Origin of the sequence: Flagellimonas meishanensis (assembly GCF_019880545.1) — a bacterium.
GTDB classification, from domain to species: Bacteria; Bacteroidota; Bacteroidia; order Flavobacteriales; family Flavobacteriaceae; genus Flagellimonas; species Flagellimonas meishanensis.
Map to the genome: position 1 here is coordinate 1 of NZ_JAINVW010000003.1, position 15,865 is coordinate 15,865.

General features: G+C 43.3%; 14 protein-coding genes and 1 rRNA gene. 8 read left to right on the top strand and 7 right to left on the bottom strand.

The annotated features are described in order from the left end of the window. The 3 genes from rrf to trhA form a co-directional block, all read left to right on the top strand. Window positions 1–78, top strand: a 5S ribosomal RNA gene (rrf, locus tag K7G75_RS14885); the annotation flags it as partial. 70 nt (window positions 79–148) lie between these two features. Further along, the gene (locus K7G75_RS07915; protein WP_222983721.1) at window positions 149–1,486 is read left to right on the top strand and encodes an amidohydrolase family protein; all 1,338 of its coding nucleotides are present in this window, start codon (window positions 149–151) and stop codon (window positions 1,484–1,486) included. A 6-nt stretch (window positions 1,487–1,492) separates the two neighbouring features. Continuing rightward, window positions 1,493–2,128 carry a PAQR family membrane homeostasis protein TrhA gene (trhA, locus tag K7G75_RS07920; protein ID WP_262420293.1) on the top strand — a complete coding sequence of 212 codons (636 nt, stop codon included), beginning with the start codon at window positions 1,493–1,495 and terminating at the stop codon, window positions 2,126–2,128. A gap of 16 nt (window positions 2,129–2,144) precedes the next feature. On the opposite strand, the gene K7G75_RS07925 is transcribed toward trhA, so the two are convergent. Then, a complete protein-coding gene (locus tag K7G75_RS07925; protein ID WP_222983722.1) occupies window positions 2,145–2,834 on the bottom strand; it encodes a ZIP family metal transporter in 690 nt (229 codons plus the stop codon). 56 nt (window positions 2,835–2,890) lie between these two features. Here K7G75_RS07925 and K7G75_RS07930 point away from each other — a divergent pair, with 56 nt between their 5' ends. Next, complete coding sequence (locus K7G75_RS07930; RefSeq protein ID WP_222983723.1) at window positions 2,891–4,057, top strand: THUMP domain-containing class I SAM-dependent RNA methyltransferase; 1,167 nt, start codon at window positions 2,891–2,893, stop codon at window positions 4,055–4,057. A 22-nt stretch (window positions 4,058–4,079) separates the two neighbouring features. Here the strand turns inward: K7G75_RS07930 and K7G75_RS07935 are convergent, their stop codons facing one another. The 4 genes from K7G75_RS07935 to rlmD form a co-directional block, all read right to left on the bottom strand. Further along, entirely contained in the window at window positions 4,080–4,433 is a 354-nt protein-coding gene (locus K7G75_RS07935; RefSeq protein ID WP_222983724.1) for a VOC family protein, read from the bottom strand. 341 nt (window positions 4,434–4,774) lie between these two features. Beyond that, on the bottom strand, window positions 4,775–5,542 hold the full coding sequence (locus K7G75_RS07940) for a DUF6048 family protein (RefSeq protein ID WP_222983725.1): 768 nt from the start codon (window positions 5,540–5,542) through the stop codon (window positions 4,775–4,777). Beyond that, the gene (locus K7G75_RS07945) at window positions 5,523–6,041 is read right to left on the bottom strand and encodes a DUF6452 family protein (protein ID WP_222983726.1); all 519 of its coding nucleotides are present in this window, start codon (window positions 6,039–6,041) and stop codon (window positions 5,523–5,525) included. Before K7G75_RS07945 ends, K7G75_RS07940 begins: the two co-directional genes overlap by 20 nt. 30 nt (window positions 6,042–6,071) lie before the next feature. Beyond that, window positions 6,072–7,484 carry a 23S rRNA (uracil(1939)-C(5))-methyltransferase RlmD gene (gene rlmD / locus K7G75_RS07950; protein WP_222983727.1) on the bottom strand — a complete coding sequence of 471 codons (1,413 nt, stop codon included), beginning with the start codon at window positions 7,482–7,484 and terminating at the stop codon, window positions 6,072–6,074. A 121-nt stretch (window positions 7,485–7,605) separates the two neighbouring features. Here rlmD and K7G75_RS07955 point away from each other — a divergent pair, with 121 nt between their 5' ends. The 3 genes from K7G75_RS07955 to rocD all read left to right on the top strand — a co-directional run bounded on the left by K7G75_RS07955 (window position 7,606) and on the right by rocD (window position 9,961). Beyond that, a complete protein-coding gene (locus K7G75_RS07955; RefSeq protein ID WP_222983728.1) occupies window positions 7,606–8,151 on the top strand; it encodes an RNA polymerase sigma factor in 546 nt (181 codons plus the stop codon). After that, window positions 8,148–8,528 carry a DUF6768 family protein gene (locus K7G75_RS07960; RefSeq protein WP_222983729.1) on the top strand — a complete coding sequence of 127 codons (381 nt, stop codon included), beginning with the start codon at window positions 8,148–8,150 and terminating at the stop codon, window positions 8,526–8,528. The genes K7G75_RS07955 and K7G75_RS07960 overlap by 4 nt, the downstream gene beginning before the upstream one ends. A gap of 155 nt (window positions 8,529–8,683) precedes the next feature. After that, the gene (gene rocD / locus K7G75_RS07965) at window positions 8,684–9,961 is read left to right on the top strand and encodes an ornithine--oxo-acid transaminase (protein WP_222983730.1); all 1,278 of its coding nucleotides are present in this window, start codon (window positions 8,684–8,686) and stop codon (window positions 9,959–9,961) included. Between the two features lie 40 nt (window positions 9,962–10,001). Here rocD and K7G75_RS07970 read toward each other — a convergent pair whose 3' ends face one another. Further along, on the bottom strand, window positions 10,002–11,255 hold the full coding sequence (locus K7G75_RS07970) for a carboxypeptidase-like regulatory domain-containing protein (protein WP_262420353.1): 1,254 nt from the start codon (window positions 11,253–11,255) through the stop codon (window positions 10,002–10,004). Between the two features lie 211 nt (window positions 11,256–11,466). Further along, complete coding sequence (locus tag K7G75_RS07975) at window positions 11,467–13,920, bottom strand: M14 family metallopeptidase (protein WP_222983732.1); 2,454 nt, start codon at window positions 13,918–13,920, stop codon at window positions 11,467–11,469. A 156-nt stretch (window positions 13,921–14,076) separates the two neighbouring features. Between K7G75_RS07975 and bshC the strand changes: the two genes are divergently transcribed. Beyond that, window positions 14,077–15,678 (top strand): bacillithiol biosynthesis cysteine-adding enzyme BshC, encoded by a 1,602-nt coding sequence (gene bshC, locus K7G75_RS07980; protein ID WP_222983733.1) that lies wholly within the window; start codon window positions 14,077–14,079, stop codon window positions 15,676–15,678. The last annotated feature ends 187 nt before the right edge of the window (window positions 15,679–15,865 follow it).

The following is a 15,865-nucleotide window of genomic DNA, read 5'->3' on the forward strand; positions in this document are numbered from 1 at the left end:
CATTCCGAACAGGGAAGTTAAGCCCGTTAGCGCCGATGGTACTGCCACACCAGGTGGGAGAGTAGGTCGCCGCCTTCCTCGAACGCCCCCCCATCACGGAGGGGCGTTTTTTTGTTTTTATGCACTATCTTTAGCATAAAACCAAAACATGCGCACAATTCAACTTCTCCTAGTCCTCCTAATTATTTCTTCGTCTGTTTTTTCCCAAAACAATCCATTAAAAGCATTGGTCGGCGGGACATTGATTGATGGATATGGTTCAGACCCCATTAAAAATAGTGTAATACTTATAGAAGGCGAACGCATCAAAGCAGTAGGGACGGTCGAAACACTCACAGTTCCTGAAAATGCCGAGATCATATCCACAGAAGGAATGAGCGTATTGCCAGGATTATGGGACATGCACGTACACACCATGATCAATGGTCATGCGGACTATGCCCATTGGGACAAAATCTATCCGCCATTGTTCGAAGATGTGATAATGCCCTCTTCCGCCCATCAATTGTTAATGGCTGGAGTAACCAGCGCTAGGGATTTGGGTGCGCCCTTGGAAGAAAGTATTGCGGTAAGGGATGCCATCAATTCGGGAAAAATACCTGGAGCAACACTTTATGTTTCAGGTCCCTTTATACAACACGAACCTTACCCAGGCACAGAGGATTTTAGATGGGGTGTTGATGGCCCTGAAGATGGAAGAAGGAAAATCAGAAAACTGGCAAAGGCTGGAGTGGATGTCATCAAACTGATCGATCACGACCAGATGACCATGGAGGAATTAAAGGCAGTGGTGGATGAATCACATAAGAATAACTTAAAGGTGGTTGCCCATGGGCATCGACCTGAAGAGATACGGAGGGGATTGGAAGTAGGTGTGGATTGTTTTGAACATACGGGATTGTCGTCGGCCCCAAGATATCCGGATGATGTTATGGAAATGATCAAGGAAAGAACAGCACAAATGAACAAAGGACCTTTGTTTTGGTGTCCGACCGTTGAGGGACTTTACAATTACGAATATGTAAGGGACAATCCCGAGAAACTGGATAACGACTCATGGCATTTGGGCCTGCCCGACAGTGTTATCACGGACATCAAGAATAGCTTTAAACACCCTGACAGATTACCCTATTTTCAATTGACTCCTTCAAGAAGGCCTACATTACAAACCAAAATTAAACAATTATTGGATGCCGGTGTGGTACTTCTAATTGGCACGGATAGCGGTATCCCCATGAAGTTCCATAGTCAATCCACCTGGAACGAACTCGATGTCTGGGTAAACGAGTTTGGTATCGATCCCATGTATGCCATTCGTTCCGCAACCTACTGGCCCGCACTTTGGACAGGTGTGGCGGACGAAGTTGGAACTATCACCCCAGGTAAGTATGCTGACATTATAGCCGTTGATGGGGACGTTCTCCGTTATATCAGCTTGCTCCAGGATGTAGACTTGGTAATCAAACATGGTAAACGTTACAAATAGCTTGCCTTGACGTTTAAATCCGAGTCAATTTTACTGGAGGAAAAATGGAATGCCTATTCGCATGGGTTTGGAATTCTATTGGCCGTTCTTGGCGGGTTCGTACTTTTTCAAAAGAATTTGAGCGACACTCGGAATCTTTTTTGGAGTGTTTTAGCATACTGCATTTCATTGATTTTGTTGTTCACGGCATCCACAGTCTACCATGCAGTTCAAAATCCAAAATTGAAGCAGAAACTGCGGATATTGGACCATATAAGCATTTATTATTTGATTGCCGGAACCTACACCCCAGTGTGCCTAACAGTGCTCCTACCGTCAAAAGGTTGGTTGCTCTTTTATCTCGTTTGGGGTATCGCTTTGTTTGGAACCCTATTAAAAATCTTCTTTACGGGAAGGTTTGAAGTGTTTTCTTTGGTGCTTTATGCCATAATGGGCTGGGTAATAATTATCGATCTACCTTTTCTTCTACAGGCGATGTCCACGGAAGGATTGTTTTGGCTTTCCTTGGGAGGTGCTTTCTACACTGTTGGAATCCTTTTTTATGCGATAAGAAAAATTCCTTTTAACCACTTAATATGGCATTTTTTCGTATTGGGCGGTGCCATAAGTCATTGGATGATGGTTTACCAATTGTTTACATGATGAAGCCATGGAGGACTCACATGAAGTAGGCAACGGCGATTCCTAGAATAATCACCATCAGCTTTCGAAAATCAAAAGAATGCCCTTTAGAGCTTTCAAAAAGGATTATGGTGGAAATATGCAGGAACACACCAATGGCAACGGAGGTCAACAAATGTCCATAATCATCCACCCAAGGGGCGTTCAACGCCAAATAGCTTCCCAAAGGCGTCATCAATGAAAACAATAGCATAAAGAGCAAAATAAAGCGGACTTTCATCTGTGAGTTGATCAGAAAGATGCTCAAGATAAGTGCCACGGGAATTTTATGGACAACAATACCATAAAGCATGGAATTGGAACCATCCAAGGGCACTCCCTCTATCAGGGCATGCACAGATAAACTCAAAAAAAGCATCAATGGAAACTTGTTTTCCGTTAGCTCATGGTGCATATGACCGTGTTCCGCTCCTTTTGAGAAAAACTCAAGAAATACCTGGAACAGAATCCCTACCAACACGAATAGGGCAATATGTCTAGGGTTTCCCGTATCGTATACTTCTGGGAGCAACTCAAAAAAGGTGAGGGCCAGCAAGAACGCTCCACTAAAGGCCAATAAAAGATTGATTGCTCCTACGTTTTTGGGCCGGGTCCACCAAACCAAGGCAAAACTGACCCAAACGGCCAAGATGGGAATAAGGAGTACTAGGGCAAAAGGAATATTCATCGGTTATGTTGAAGGGTCAAAAATAGCCTATTTTTGTCGAAAGTCTTAGAGAGGAAATGGTGGGAAACTTTAAAATGCTGGCAAAAACCCTATATGGTTTTGAACCGATTTTGGCCAAGGAGTTAAGAAACTTGGGTGCTGGAAATGTAAATGAAGGGGTCCGGAACGTAACATTCGAAGGGGACCTTGGTTTTTTGTACAAGGCCAATCTTTGTCTTAGGACCGCGCTGAAGGTGCTAAGGCCCATCAAAACCTTTAAGGTTTTTACGGAAAGGGACCTTTATCAAAATGTTTATGCCATTGATTGGGCATCCTATTTTGATGTGGACAAGACCTTTGCCATGGATACTACCATGAGTTCGGAGGTTTTCAAAAACTCCATGTATGTCTCCCAAAAGGGAAAGGATGCCCTGGTGGACAAGTTTAGGCACCAGGTGCAAAAGCGTCCCAATGTTAACTCGCAAAATGCGGATGTTCGCATCAATATCCATTTGTTCGACAACACCTGTACGGTTTCTTTGGACAGTTCCGGGGATTCACTGCACCAGAGGGGCTATCGAATCGCCACGAACATTGCCCCCATCAATGAGGTGCTTGCCGCCGGACTTTTATTGATGACAGGGTGGGATGGCAGGACAGACTTTTTGGACCCGATGTGCGGTAGCGGCACCTTTTTGATCGAGGCAGCCATGATAGCATGCAACATACCGGCCAATATCAATAGGGAATCTTATGCTTTTATGCAATGGAAGGATTATGATGCCGAGCTACATGAAAAAATAGTGAATGCGAGCCTGAACAGGACCAGAGAGTTCCATCATAAGATAATGGGGTGCGACAAAGCCCCTTCCGCCGAGCGCAAGGCAGAGGAAAATGTGGAAAACTCCCAGCTATCAGAATATATCGATATTGAGCGGAAGGATTTCTTCAGAAGTGAAAAACCTGTGGATGGAAAACTGCACATGGTATTCAATCCACCGTATGGAGAGCGTTTGCCCATAGATGCGGATGAATTCTACAAAAAGATTGGTGATACCTTAAAACAAAATTATCCTGGAACGGATGCATGGATGATCACTTCCAACTTGGAGGCGCTTAAAAGTGTTGGACTTAAAACCTCGAGGAAAATAAAGGTCTTCAATGGCAAATTGGAATCCCGATTGGTTAAGTACGAGATGTACAGTGGCAGCAAAAAGGATAGGTTTGCCAAGGAGGATGGCTAAATCTGATTTGTAACCTCCTAGATCACTTGTCGGACCAAATCGCCAGTTCATTTCCCGATGGATCCAAAAAATGGAATCTGCGGCCACCTGGAAATGAAAAAATATCCTGTACCAGTGTACCTCCGAATTTTAGCACCTGATCTTTGATTGCGGCTAAATCTTCATGATACAAAACAACCAATACCCCATTGACTATCTCTTCTCCTTCTTCGATGGTTCTAAAACCACCTTCAATGCCGCTATTTTCAAACGCGGTATAGGTGGGGCCATAGTCCGTAAATTTCCAGCCAAAGGCGAAGGTGTAGAACTCCTTTATTTTGCTGATGTCCTTGGTCTTGAATTCCACGTAGTTGATTAACGTGTTTGGTGATTTCATGGCTATTACTTCTTAAGGTATCCCTTTATAAACATAGAAAAAATAAAAATCAAAATTGAATGTGCCGTCGGTATCGCAACAAGCAATATCAGTCGACCTATTCCATATGGGTCATTTCTTGCAAAAGATGACTTTCCGTAGATAATATACAGCCCATATAGTAAGGCCAGAACGAGGTTTATAATGATGAACGGCCAAAAAAAGGCCCATTTTCGCAATAAATAACAGCTAATGGCCCCAAAAAACAATGGCACCAAGAAAAAAAGCAAATATTTCATGACACATGATACTATAAAATGATTGGGGGCTGCTGCGCATTGAAAGTACCAGAAAGTTACGATTTAATTTGACTCATCAAATGTAGGTTTCTCCCTTTTCTTTTTAGATTTTTTGTACAATGGAAGGAAATAGGAAATGGAATAGTTGTACCCTACGCCAAAGTTACTTCCATCCGTAACCCTATTGAATCCGGGTATCCACAGATTTGGAAATCGGTCCGCTTCTTTGTTTGTTACCAGAAAGCCCAAGCGGGCACTCATCCCAATATAGATGTTGGCAAAAAGCTCAGCTTTTATTCCCAGAACGAACTCCAGCCAAGAAGCGTTCAATCCGCTGAACTCTTCCCCTGGGACCGCCCCCGGTAAAAACTCAGGATTAAAGAATCGGTCACTGTTGAAAACATTGTATTCGTTAAGGGTTTGGCTAAAGGAAGCCGCAGCAAATCGACCACCAAGGGTAATGGCATTGTTCATCCCGAACCAATTTTCATAGGTATTGACATCCACGCCTACCTTTAAATAGCTACCCGATGTGGTGAAATTATACAGTAGCGTATTACCCAGGTCTTCTGTCTGCGTCTTTTCCTCATTGCCCAGTTCAGCGGCCAAATACAGTTTTTGGGTAAGGCGATAATCCCCAACAAGCTCCAGTCCGGTGTAATCCTCATCGATAAAGGAAAAAACCAATCGGCTAATATCGGCACCTACCCTAAGACCATATTCTTCCTTGTATTCCACCGTGTCCTTAGGTTGAAGGTCAATGGGTTTGTCCTGTGCGGTCAACCAAAATGAAAACGAAATGGCAAAAAGGCTAATGAAATATCTTAACATGGATATTGTTGGAGTTTTCTACTGTGGGTTGAACAATTTGGATATCCTGGATCCAGTTTTCGGTACCCGTTGTTAATGTCACGGTCAATTCATCAAAATTAGAAACGAAACCACAGGCCCTGGAAACAAAGTTTTCCCGAATTTGGTACGAGATGGTCAACGTGTCGATATTTCCCGTTTCTTCCTGGGTATCAGCGTCATCCGAAGAATCAGAAATAAATGTATACGTAGTGGTCACCTCACTTGTCCGCAGGGGAACGGACAGGGAATCTGGTGAATCGCTTCTATCGTTGAAGGATTCGTTGTCCAAAATGGTCGCTATGTCCGAATTGATAATTCGAAGGGTAGGGACCTGTTTGGCTTCTGCGGTATCTACCACATCAAAAAAACCAATGACCAATAGGGGCGTGTCACCGTCAACACAGATATCGTCTTTTTCGCAGGATGAAACATGCACGAGCATGATTGTAATTAGTAAGATGGGGAGTATTTTTCTCATACCTGTTAAATAGGCTTCGGCTAAAATTGGTTATACCCTTCGTGTCAAAAGTACAACATTTTCCACGTGATGGGTCTGGGGAAACATATCTACTGGTTGCACCTCAGCTACCTCATATTTTTCTTTCATCAAAGCCAAATCCCTGGCCTGGGTGGCACTGTTGCAACTCACATATACAATTTTATTGGGAGCAACCTGCAATAGCTGGTCCACCACATTTTTGTGCATGCCGTCCCGGGGAGGATCTGTTATCACCACATCGGGATATCCATGGGTCGCAATAAAGGTGTTGTTGAAAACACTTTTCATGTCACCGACAAAGAACTCCACATTGTTGATGTTGTTATACTGGGCATTTGTCCTGGCATCGGCTATCGCTTCAGGCACGGACTCCACACCTATTACTTTTTTGGCGTGTTTGGCTACGAATTGCGCAATGGTGCCCGTTCCGGTATACAGGTCGTACACCAGTTCGTTTCCACCTAGTCCGGCAAAGTCACGGGTCACCTGGTATAGCTGATGGGCCTGTTCTGAATTAGTCTGATAAAAGGATTTTGCGGTGATTTTGAACTTCAAATCCTCCATCCGCTCAAAAATGTGGTCACGTCCAGAAAAGCAAATCACCTCTTGATCATAAATTGTATCGTTTTGCTTTGGGTTGATGACATAAAGCAAGGATGTTACTTCTGGGAATTGTTGTTGGATGTGCTCCAAAAGCAGTTCCCTTTTTTTCGCATCATCTTGAAAAAATTGGATCAACACCATAATTTCTCCAGTGGAGGATGTCCGAATCATAAGGGTGCGGAGCAGTCCCTCCTGTTTTCTTGGATTGAAAAAGGAAAGACCATTTTCGGTAGCAAAGCTTTTTATTTCCAATCGTATGGCATTGGAAGGGTCCTTTTGGAGATGACATTTTTTTATATCCAAGATCTTGTCCCACATACCGGGTATATGGAAACCAAGCGCATTTCTATCCTTGATTTCGTGGTCGGAAACAATTTCATTCGATGTCAACCAACGGCTATCGGAAAAGGAAAACTCCATCTTGTTCCGATAGAAATACTGGTTTTTTGAACCCAATATCGGACGTATTTGAGGCAATTCAAGACCACCAATGCGCTTGAGGTTGTTCTCCACCTCTTTCTGCTTGTAATGAAGTTGGTGTTCGTAACCCATATGCTGCCATTTGCAGCCCCCACAAACACCGAAATGGTCACAGACCGGTGAAGTTCTTTTTTCGGATAGTCTATGAAAATGTGTCGCAACCCCTTCAAAATAGGCTTTTCGTTTTTTGGTTGTCATCACATCAACCACATCTCCCGGCACGGCATTGGAAAGAAAAATAATACGCCCGTCTGGAGCCTTACCGACCGACTTTCCCTTGGCACCGGCATCGATAACCACCACATTTTCGAACGAGGTTCGTCTGTTTTTTTTGCGCATGAGGCAAAAGTAAGCATAGGTTTTCATAAAGAACAACTAACTTGTTGATTTGGGTTGAAGAAATGACCATCGCTTTTTTGAACCTTTTTCTCCTTTCCATGTCTATTGATTGGAAATAGTTATGAAAGCAACTGATAGAGTTTTTGATGGGTTACTTGTTTTAGAGTATCGGTCCGGTAACAAAAAGTCCTTGTCCTTATTGGTGAAACGACATCACCTTAGATTGTGCAGGCATGCTTATGGTTATACCAAGGATTTTGAAGCTTCAAAGGATATTGTACAGGATGCATGGAGCTCCATAATCCATAACATGCAATCTCTAAAAAAACCTAATAGTTTTGGAAGTTGGGCAACCATGATAGTAACCAGAAAATCATTGGATTACCTCAACAAGAAAAATAGGGATAGGATAAAATTGGAAGACTATTCCTATGATACGGAAACCTTGGAAGGACCTGACGAAACCGAACCGGAAATACAGCACCTTCTAGTGGCGATAAAGGAATTGCCAGAAAATCAGCGGATGGTCTTGCGGTTGTTCTATGTGGAGGAATATTCACTCAAGGAAATCGCAGACATCTTGGAAGTATCCGTGGGAACAATAAAATCCAGGTTGTTTCATGCAAGGGAAAAATTAAAAATGATTTTAAAAAACAATAAGAAATGAAAGATGACAGCAAAAAAATCGATGAATTGATCAAAGAAGCACTTACCGAGGAAGAAGCAAGATTCTACGATGAATTGGGTGAGCAAAATGTTCTTGAAAAGTTTGAAGGCGTGTTTAAAGGAAGAATGGGTTGGCTGAGCATTCTGATGAACTTTTGGATCTTGGCATTTTTTGTGCTACTGGTCTATTGTGCCGTTCAGTTTTTCGTTGCGGAGACCACGGAGGGGCTTGTTACCTGGGGTGTGGGCGTTCTGGTCTGCTCAATTTTGGTCAGTATGCTAAAACTTTATATTTGGATGCAGATGGACAAGAACGATATCTTAAGGGAACTAAAACGATTGGAACTCCAAGTTTCGGCACTTTCCCATAAAAAATAAGTTCGTAATGGGCCATTGTAACCAAAATTGACCAAATATTTAATATTTTAGCAGCTCTTCAAGGGGTGATTTCTCTCCCACGCTGCTTTTTCGAGTCCTCGAAAGAATAAAGGTACAGTAGGAATGGTTATTTTATTAATTTAAACACTATTAAAATGGCTGTTTTGGAACAATTGACATCGCAACAAGCGATTGATCTAGAAAACAAGTACGGAGCGCAAAACTATCATCCACTTCCCGTTGTCCTCAGTAGAGGAGATGGCGTATACGTTTGGGATGTGGAAGGTAGAAAGTATTATGATTTTTTATCCGCGTATTCCGCGGTAAACCAGGGGCATTGTCATCCTAAAATCATTAATGCACTAAAGAACCAAGCCGAAAGGTTGACCCTTACCTCAAGGGCTTTTTACAACGACATGTTGGGCCAATTTGAAGAATTTGCCACCCAGTTTTTCGGTTATGACAAGCTTTTACCTATGAACACCGGTGCCGAGGCCGTGGAAACGGCCATTAAGCTCGCAAGAAAGTGGGGCTATGAGAGAAAGGGCATACCTGCAAACCAGGCTAAAATTGTCGTTTGCCAGAACAATTTCCACGGAAGGACGATTTCCATAATCTCCGCCTCAAACGACCCTATTGCAACGGAGAACTTTGGACCTTTCACACCAGGTATTGTCTCTATCCGTTATAACGACATCAATGCTTTGGAGGAGGTGCTTAAAGATGACAACGTGGCCGCGTTTCTGGTAGAACCCATTCAGGGAGAGGCAGGAGTTTATGTTCCGGATGAAAATTACATCAAAGAAGCATTTGACCTGTGCAAGGCCAGAAACGTACTTTTTATGGCGGACGAGGTCCAAACCGGGATAGCACGTACCGGAAGGCTATTGGCAACCTGCGGAAACTGTTCGTGCCATGATAAGAACTGTTCAGGGACACCGGACGTGAAGCCCGATGTATTGATTTTGGGAAAAGCCTTGTCCGGAGGAGTGGTGCCCGTCTCCGCAGTTTTGGCAAACAAGGAGATCATGGATGTAATCCGACCTGGTAATCATGGTTCCACCTTTGGTGGAAACCCATTGTCCTGCGCAGTGGCCATGGCCGCGTTGGAAGTGGTTCGGGAAGAACGTTTGGCCGAAAATGCCGATGAGTTGGGCAAGATTTTTCGGGAAGAGATGGGGAAACTTATCCAGAAAACTGACTTGGTCCGATTAGTACGAGGCAAAGGATTGTTGAATGCCATAGTGATCAATGATTCTGAGGATAGTTCAACTGCATGGGATATTTGTGTTGCCCTAAAGGAAAATGGGTTGCTCGCAAAGCCAACACATGGAAATATAATCCGCTTTGCGCCGCCCTTGGTTATGACCAAAGAGCAGTTATTGGAATGTATTTCAATAATAGCAAAGACCTTGGATGCGTTTGAAAAATAAAAAAAGCCCCTAAGAAAGGGGCTCTTTTTTTTGTAATATCTTAGGGAGCGGATGCGGAACCATCCTTTGATCGTGCCCTGCGCAATTGACGCTGTATTTTTTTAATGGCGGACTCAATTGATTTTTCGGGTTCGATGATATTGTACTCACCCCAAAAATCTGGGTCTGAGAAACCAAGGGCCTCATCACTCAAGATAATGGATTTTTTAATCCGTTGTTTGTTTTTGGGGACTGTACCGGTGACATTCTTTTCCCAGTCGGTAATGGCCATTTCTGCCGTCATGCTGTATACCGAGTTGAAAAGTTTATCCTCCCAATCCACTTTAAACTCTAGAACCACATTGCTGTAACCATAGTACCATTTGCCATTTTTTTCCCTGTAATCCACCCGGTAGGCCACTTCGGTAGGCCATACATCCACTTTGGCCGGTTTTCTGCGCACGAAGAGTTTCGCCGCCTTAACCCTATCCGTTATGTTCAGTGTGTATATGGCACTGGTCAGGGTCCGGTTCTCCACATCGATATAGAGTTCTCCTTTATAGAGAGGGTCATCAATGGTCTCCAACTGATTGAACTTAATCACATAGATAAGCTTATCGTTGATTCTTGTAGAGCGGTCAAACGTGAACTTATAATCCGACACTGAGCCATCGGAAAAAATGAACTCTGGGTACTTCATAATGTCCACATAAAGTGTGTTGAAGGGCCCGCCCTGTAGTTTTAGGGCAACTGTGTCCAACTTGCTATAATCAGTGCTCTTTCTGGCTTTATAAAGTTCCACGGCATCCTGTCGCACCGAACTGTATGGCGATTTGTAAATATTGACCACAGCTTCGGAAAGGGATACATTCTTTCTGCGTTTTTTTATGGTCTCCCTATAAAATGCGGTCATCAAGGTAGGGTCGTCAAAATAATTCTCTCCCTTTCGTGCCAATGTTTCCCGTACCAAGGCGGCAGCATCCTTAGGCGCATTGATGTTAACCTCGGACAGTTGCATAACCGAAACCAAAAGTGGGATAGTGTTCTTATCCTCATTGAGCTGGCTCAAAGGCACATTCTTGCTTTGATATCCAAGAAAGGATACTACCACGGTTCCTTCGGACATGTCCATAGGAACTTTTAGGAGAAAATTACCTTCCGTATTGGTAATGGTACTAATGTTTGTGCCCTCCAATGTAAGGGTGGCAAAGACCAAAGGCTTGTTGGAGGATTGGTCCACAACCTCTCCCTTGTATTGCTTAAACTCGTTTTCTGATGCCGCATCTTGCTGGAATCCCCAAACTTTTGGGAACATACAAAGAGCGGCCAATATCAAAAACAGTGATGGATTTCTACTTTGTTTTATTGAAAAAACGACTCTTAAAGGCTGCATAGGAATATTTTTTTTGAATGAAACAACAACAATTAAATATACGAATTTTTGCAACGCCGTAATCGCTTTTTGGGAAAATAGAATTGGCTAATTCATTTAAAACCAGACACAAAAAGAATGTACAGAACCCTTTTTAATCTACCATGAAAAGGGCATTGGCCATAAAAAGCTTACCATTTTCCCAAAAACCCCTGAAAAGGGGATTGTCCACCATGTATATGACCTGTCCCTGTCCAAATTGCTCCACGCCAAAAATAAGGGAACCGTCCACTTTCTTTTGTGCTTCACTGCCTGCGAACCCGGAGACCGGCTTGGTACCCTCCTCAAGATATACCACATTTCCATTCTCAAGATATTGGTAACCCTTACTTCCCAATTTCAAGGTGAAATACTGTGAACCATAGCCGTAGGCGAGAGGATGGGTGTTGTCCACCTTTGCCTTGAAAATGGCACCTGTTATAATTTGCTTTAGCTGCTCCCTTTGCACATTTTCGTGCGGCATTGGCTTGTTGATGGAGTCTTTTTCCGCTTCTTTCTTTTTGATGCTGAAGCCCTTTTCGCCATCAATGGCGTTTATTGCACCGCCCATTGCGATAATTTTTCCGCCTTTTTTGACCCAATCCTTCAATTGGGCCAGCTTTTCTTCATTGAAGAAATCGCCATAACCACCTCCTGGTAAGATTAGGATATGGTAATCATTCAAATCAACTTCATGCATATATTCCTCATCAATTACAGTCAGGGGATAGTGCAATTGCTGTTCAAAAAAGTGCCAGATTTCACCAAAACGAAGTGTTGAGGTGGGTCCCCCGGACAAGACAGCAATCTTGGGTTCCACCACCATCTGTACATACTCCGAGCCAAAATCCTTTCCGGAATCCACAAATCCAGTGGAACTGCCCACTACATTCTTGTTGTGTTTCGTCGAAAGGGTGCGCAAGGTGGATATGAAATCTGCTTTATGTTGGTTGTCGCCTTTGGTAATGATTAAACTTCCCCTATCAAACGAGCGCCCTTCCACTGAAAAAGGATGATGCGCCCTACGGACGCGTATGCCATTTTTTAGCAAATCTGCCAAAAAGCGCGCATCCCTCATGCTGTTCCAGTCCGTAATATGGGCGTAATGATCTGTACTTATGTTTGATAGGACCCCTCCTGCATCGGTTCCCTGAGCTTTGTTTGAGGGAATCAAGGTGGTGGAGGCTACCGCATCCAGTCCGTATGCATAGGGCAATGACCAAGCGGTGATGTCATAAGTAAGGGAATCACTCAACTTGGCCGATGGTTCAAAAAGCACTTTTACCAAAGTACCCTTGGTCTGGTTGGTGGATACAACAAGGCTGTTTTCCGATGTAGTTAAACTACCATTGCCACCAGTATTGTAGTTGTAGCCTTTTGCAGACCCATTGGAACCCATGCCATATTCAATCCTATGGCTGTCCAAAAGGGATTTCAATGCATCAATTTTATCGGTATCGCCGTTCAGTACGTAACTTTTGTATTTGAAATTTCTGTTCTTATAGAATTTTTGAAATTCCGCATTCAACTTTTCAGCATTTTTTGAAGACACCTCAACCGTCGACAAACCTGTGGTGAAGTGATGCGCAATACGGTCTTTCAATGTAAGCGTGTCGCCAATTTTGGTTATAATCCCCAATCCGGCCTCACCACTTCCGCCTTGCTCATAGGTCATCCCAACAGCGCCGTTATAGGTCGGATAGGTGTCGCCATAACTGGGATAGAACAGGTCAAAGATTTCTTTTGTAAAATAGAACCAGCCATTGGCATCAAAATACTTGGCGTGGTTCTTTCCCAAGGTGACCTGAAAATCCCTTTGGAAATTGGTTATCACTTCGTGATAGGGTTCTGCTGCCGGAGCAAAATAGTAAGGTTCATCAACCCCTTGTTCATGAAAATCCACATGTACGTGCGGCAGCCAATCGTTGTATACTTTTATGCGCTGTTGGCTTTCCACTTGGGTGAGCCAGGCCCAATCCCGGTTCAGGTCGAACATGTAATGGTTGCTCCTGCCGCTCCACCAGCCTTCATGATGCTCTTTACTGTTGGGGTCGACCTGGTATGGATTGTTTTTGTATTGATTGTACCAATTGCTGTAACGGTCCCTTCCATCTGGATTGATGCAGGGATCAATAATGACAACGGCATCATCCAAATAGGCTTTTTTGTTGGTCAACAGTTCATGGATTGTTTTCATGGAAGCCTCGGTGCTGACACTTTCATTGCCATGCACATTGTAGCTCAACCAAACAATGGCCTTGGAATTGGAACCGGTGCCCTCGGTGTTTTTTAAATGCTCATTTCGAATGTTCTCTAGATTGGCCATGTTTGCCGCAGAGGAAACAAAGACCAACAACAAGGGCCTACGCTCGTTCGTTTGCCCATAGAAGGTAAGTTTTACCCTATCCGGGGCTTCTTTGGCCAAATATTCGTAATAATCCACCACTTCGTGGTGCCTGGTAAATTCACTGCCCAATTCATACCCCAAAAACTCGGAAGGGGATTTCAGTTGCTGGGCGGTTAGGGAAAAAACAAAAAGTGTGCAAAGGGAAAATAAAAATCTAGTCATAAATAAGTCAATTAGTCGTAATCAAAGCTAACAATAAATTATTCCCAAACCACAATTTTTGTTTTAGTGGCGGGGAAAGCCGATAAAAGTAATTAACGATTTTTTAGGAGGATAAAAAAAGAAGAAAACTATCTTTAGCACTTCATTTCACTTTTAATGGAAGTAGATTGTATACCTTTTAGGGAAACAGGTTATTTTTCAACATTGATTTGCGACTACCTGGACGAACATGAAACGTTGAAACCTTTTTATAACCGATTTCCCCACCTTCAAAATTTTAAAAAGCAAATAGAGGAAAAGAAGTCGAACTATAAAGCTGCGAACAGGAAGGTTTTGGTGGAGGCCTTGTATCGGCAGTATGAAGGACACACGCCCTCCAAATTGACCAAATCGCATATAGATTTACTACAGGACGGGGATACCTTTACGGTGACCACCGGCCATCAATTGAATATTTTTACCGGGCCGTTGTATTTCCTCTATAAGATTGTATCCACCGTCAACCTCTGTAAAAAACTTAAAAAAGAGCATCCTCAATACAATTTTGTGCCCATTTATTGGATGGCCACCGAGGACCATGATTTTGATGAAATCAACTATTTCAACTTTCAAGGGCAAAAGGTGGTCTGGAAAAAAAATGCAAGCGGAGCGGTAGGCGACTTCAATACCCACGGGCTGGATGAGGTGTCCGAGACGTTTTCCTCCCATTTGGATGATTCCATACGTGCGCGTGCGCTTATCAGTTTGTTCAAACGGGCCTATGTGCAGCACGAAACCCTGGCCGAAGCAACCCGCTTTTTGGTCAATGAACTTTTTGGGGAAACAGGGTTGGTCATTGTGGATGGCAATGATGCTGCGTTAAAAAAATTGATGGTCCCTGCTGCTACGCAAGATATTTTTGGCAATATCCCATTTCAGAAAGTCTCCGAGACCATTGAAAGTCTTACAAAGGCTTCTTCGGAGTACACTATTCAGGTGAATCCGAGGGAAATCAACTATTTCTATATAAAAAAAGGTCTCAGGGAACGCATTGAGAGAAAGGAGGGGGGCTTTCATGTGGTCAATACCAAGTTGAACTTTAGCCAAGAAGCACTTGAAAAGGAGTTGGATGCGCACCCAGAACGATTTTCGCCCAACGTGATCGCCAGACCGCTGTATCAGGAAATTATCCTGCCCAACCTTTGTTATATTGGAGGCGGGGGAGAGCTGGCCTATTGGTTGGAGCTAAGATCTTATTTTGAGGCCATGCAGATAACCTTCCCCATGTTACTGCTTCGTAATTCGGTGCTTTTGATGACGGAAAAGCAGCATGCAAAGATTGAAAAGCTGAATTTGAACGTTTCGGACCTTTTCTTGAAACAACACCTTTTGGAGGAAAAAAAAGTAAAGGACGTTTCAGAAATCAATATTGATTTTTCGTCACAAAAGCGGCTTTTGGAAGAACAGTTCCAGGACCTATATCGACTTGCCGAGAAAACGGACAAGAGTTTTTTGGGAGCGGTAAAGGCACAGGAGGTGAAACAGAAAAAGGGACTTGACCACCTTGAAAAAAGACTGCTCAAAGCCCAAAAGCGCAAACTGAAAGACCATGTGCACAGGGCCACCGAACTTCAGGATATGCTCTTTCCCAATCAGTCACTCCAAGAGCGGCAATTGAATTTTTCACAGCTTTACCTGGATCTCGGGGACAGAATGATTCCCTATCTTCTTCAACATTTGGATCCGTTGGAACAACATTTTTTGGTACTTCAATACTAACATCCATTGCTTTAAGGAGGGCTTAATCCATCCTTTTGCAAAAAAAAGCGCAAATGGGGGTAGGGTATTTTCCTATAGGATTGTTCTACTAGTGAAAATTGCTATGAAATTTTCAACTAAAATGAGTTGGTAACTCATATGTTTAGGTTGGTTTTGATTTTATTTGAAAAGCCCCGGAGTGGTTCCC

Coding starts and splice junctions, on each gene's coding strand:
- bshC (WP_222983733.1), top strand. CDS start 14,077: ATGGAAGTAGATTGTATACCTTTTAGGGAAACAGGTTATTTTTCAACA.
- K7G75_RS07945 (WP_222983726.1), bottom strand. CDS start 6,041: ATGAGAAAAATACTCCCCATCTTACTAATTACAATCATGCTCGTGCAT.
- K7G75_RS07915 (WP_222983721.1), top strand. CDS start 149: ATGCGCACAATTCAACTTCTCCTAGTCCTCCTAATTATTTCTTCGTCT.
- K7G75_RS07970 (WP_262420353.1), bottom strand. CDS start 11,255: ATGTTCCCAAAAGTTTGGGGATTCCAGCAAGATGCGGCATCAGAAAAC.
- rocD (WP_222983730.1), top strand. CDS start 8,684: ATGGCTGTTTTGGAACAATTGACATCGCAACAAGCGATTGATCTAGAA.
- K7G75_RS07925 (WP_222983722.1), bottom strand. CDS start 2,834: ATGAATATTCCTTTTGCCCTAGTACTCCTTATTCCCATCTTGGCCGTT.
- K7G75_RS07975 (WP_222983732.1), bottom strand. CDS start 13,920: ATGACTAGATTTTTATTTTCCCTTTGCACACTTTTTGTTTTTTCCCTA.
- K7G75_RS07930 (WP_222983723.1), top strand. CDS start 2,891: ATGGTGGGAAACTTTAAAATGCTGGCAAAAACCCTATATGGTTTTGAA.
- K7G75_RS07960 (WP_222983729.1), top strand. CDS start 8,148: ATGAAAGATGACAGCAAAAAAATCGATGAATTGATCAAAGAAGCACTT.
- rlmD (WP_222983727.1), bottom strand. CDS start 7,484: ATGCGCAAAAAAAACAGACGAACCTCGTTCGAAAATGTGGTGGTTATC.
- K7G75_RS07955 (WP_222983728.1), top strand. CDS start 7,606: ATGAAAGCAACTGATAGAGTTTTTGATGGGTTACTTGTTTTAGAGTAT.
- K7G75_RS07940 (WP_222983725.1), bottom strand. CDS start 5,542: ATGTTAAGATATTTCATTAGCCTTTTTGCCATTTCGTTTTCATTTTGG.
- K7G75_RS07935 (WP_222983724.1), bottom strand. CDS start 4,433: ATGAAATCACCAAACACGTTAATCAACTACGTGGAATTCAAGACCAAG.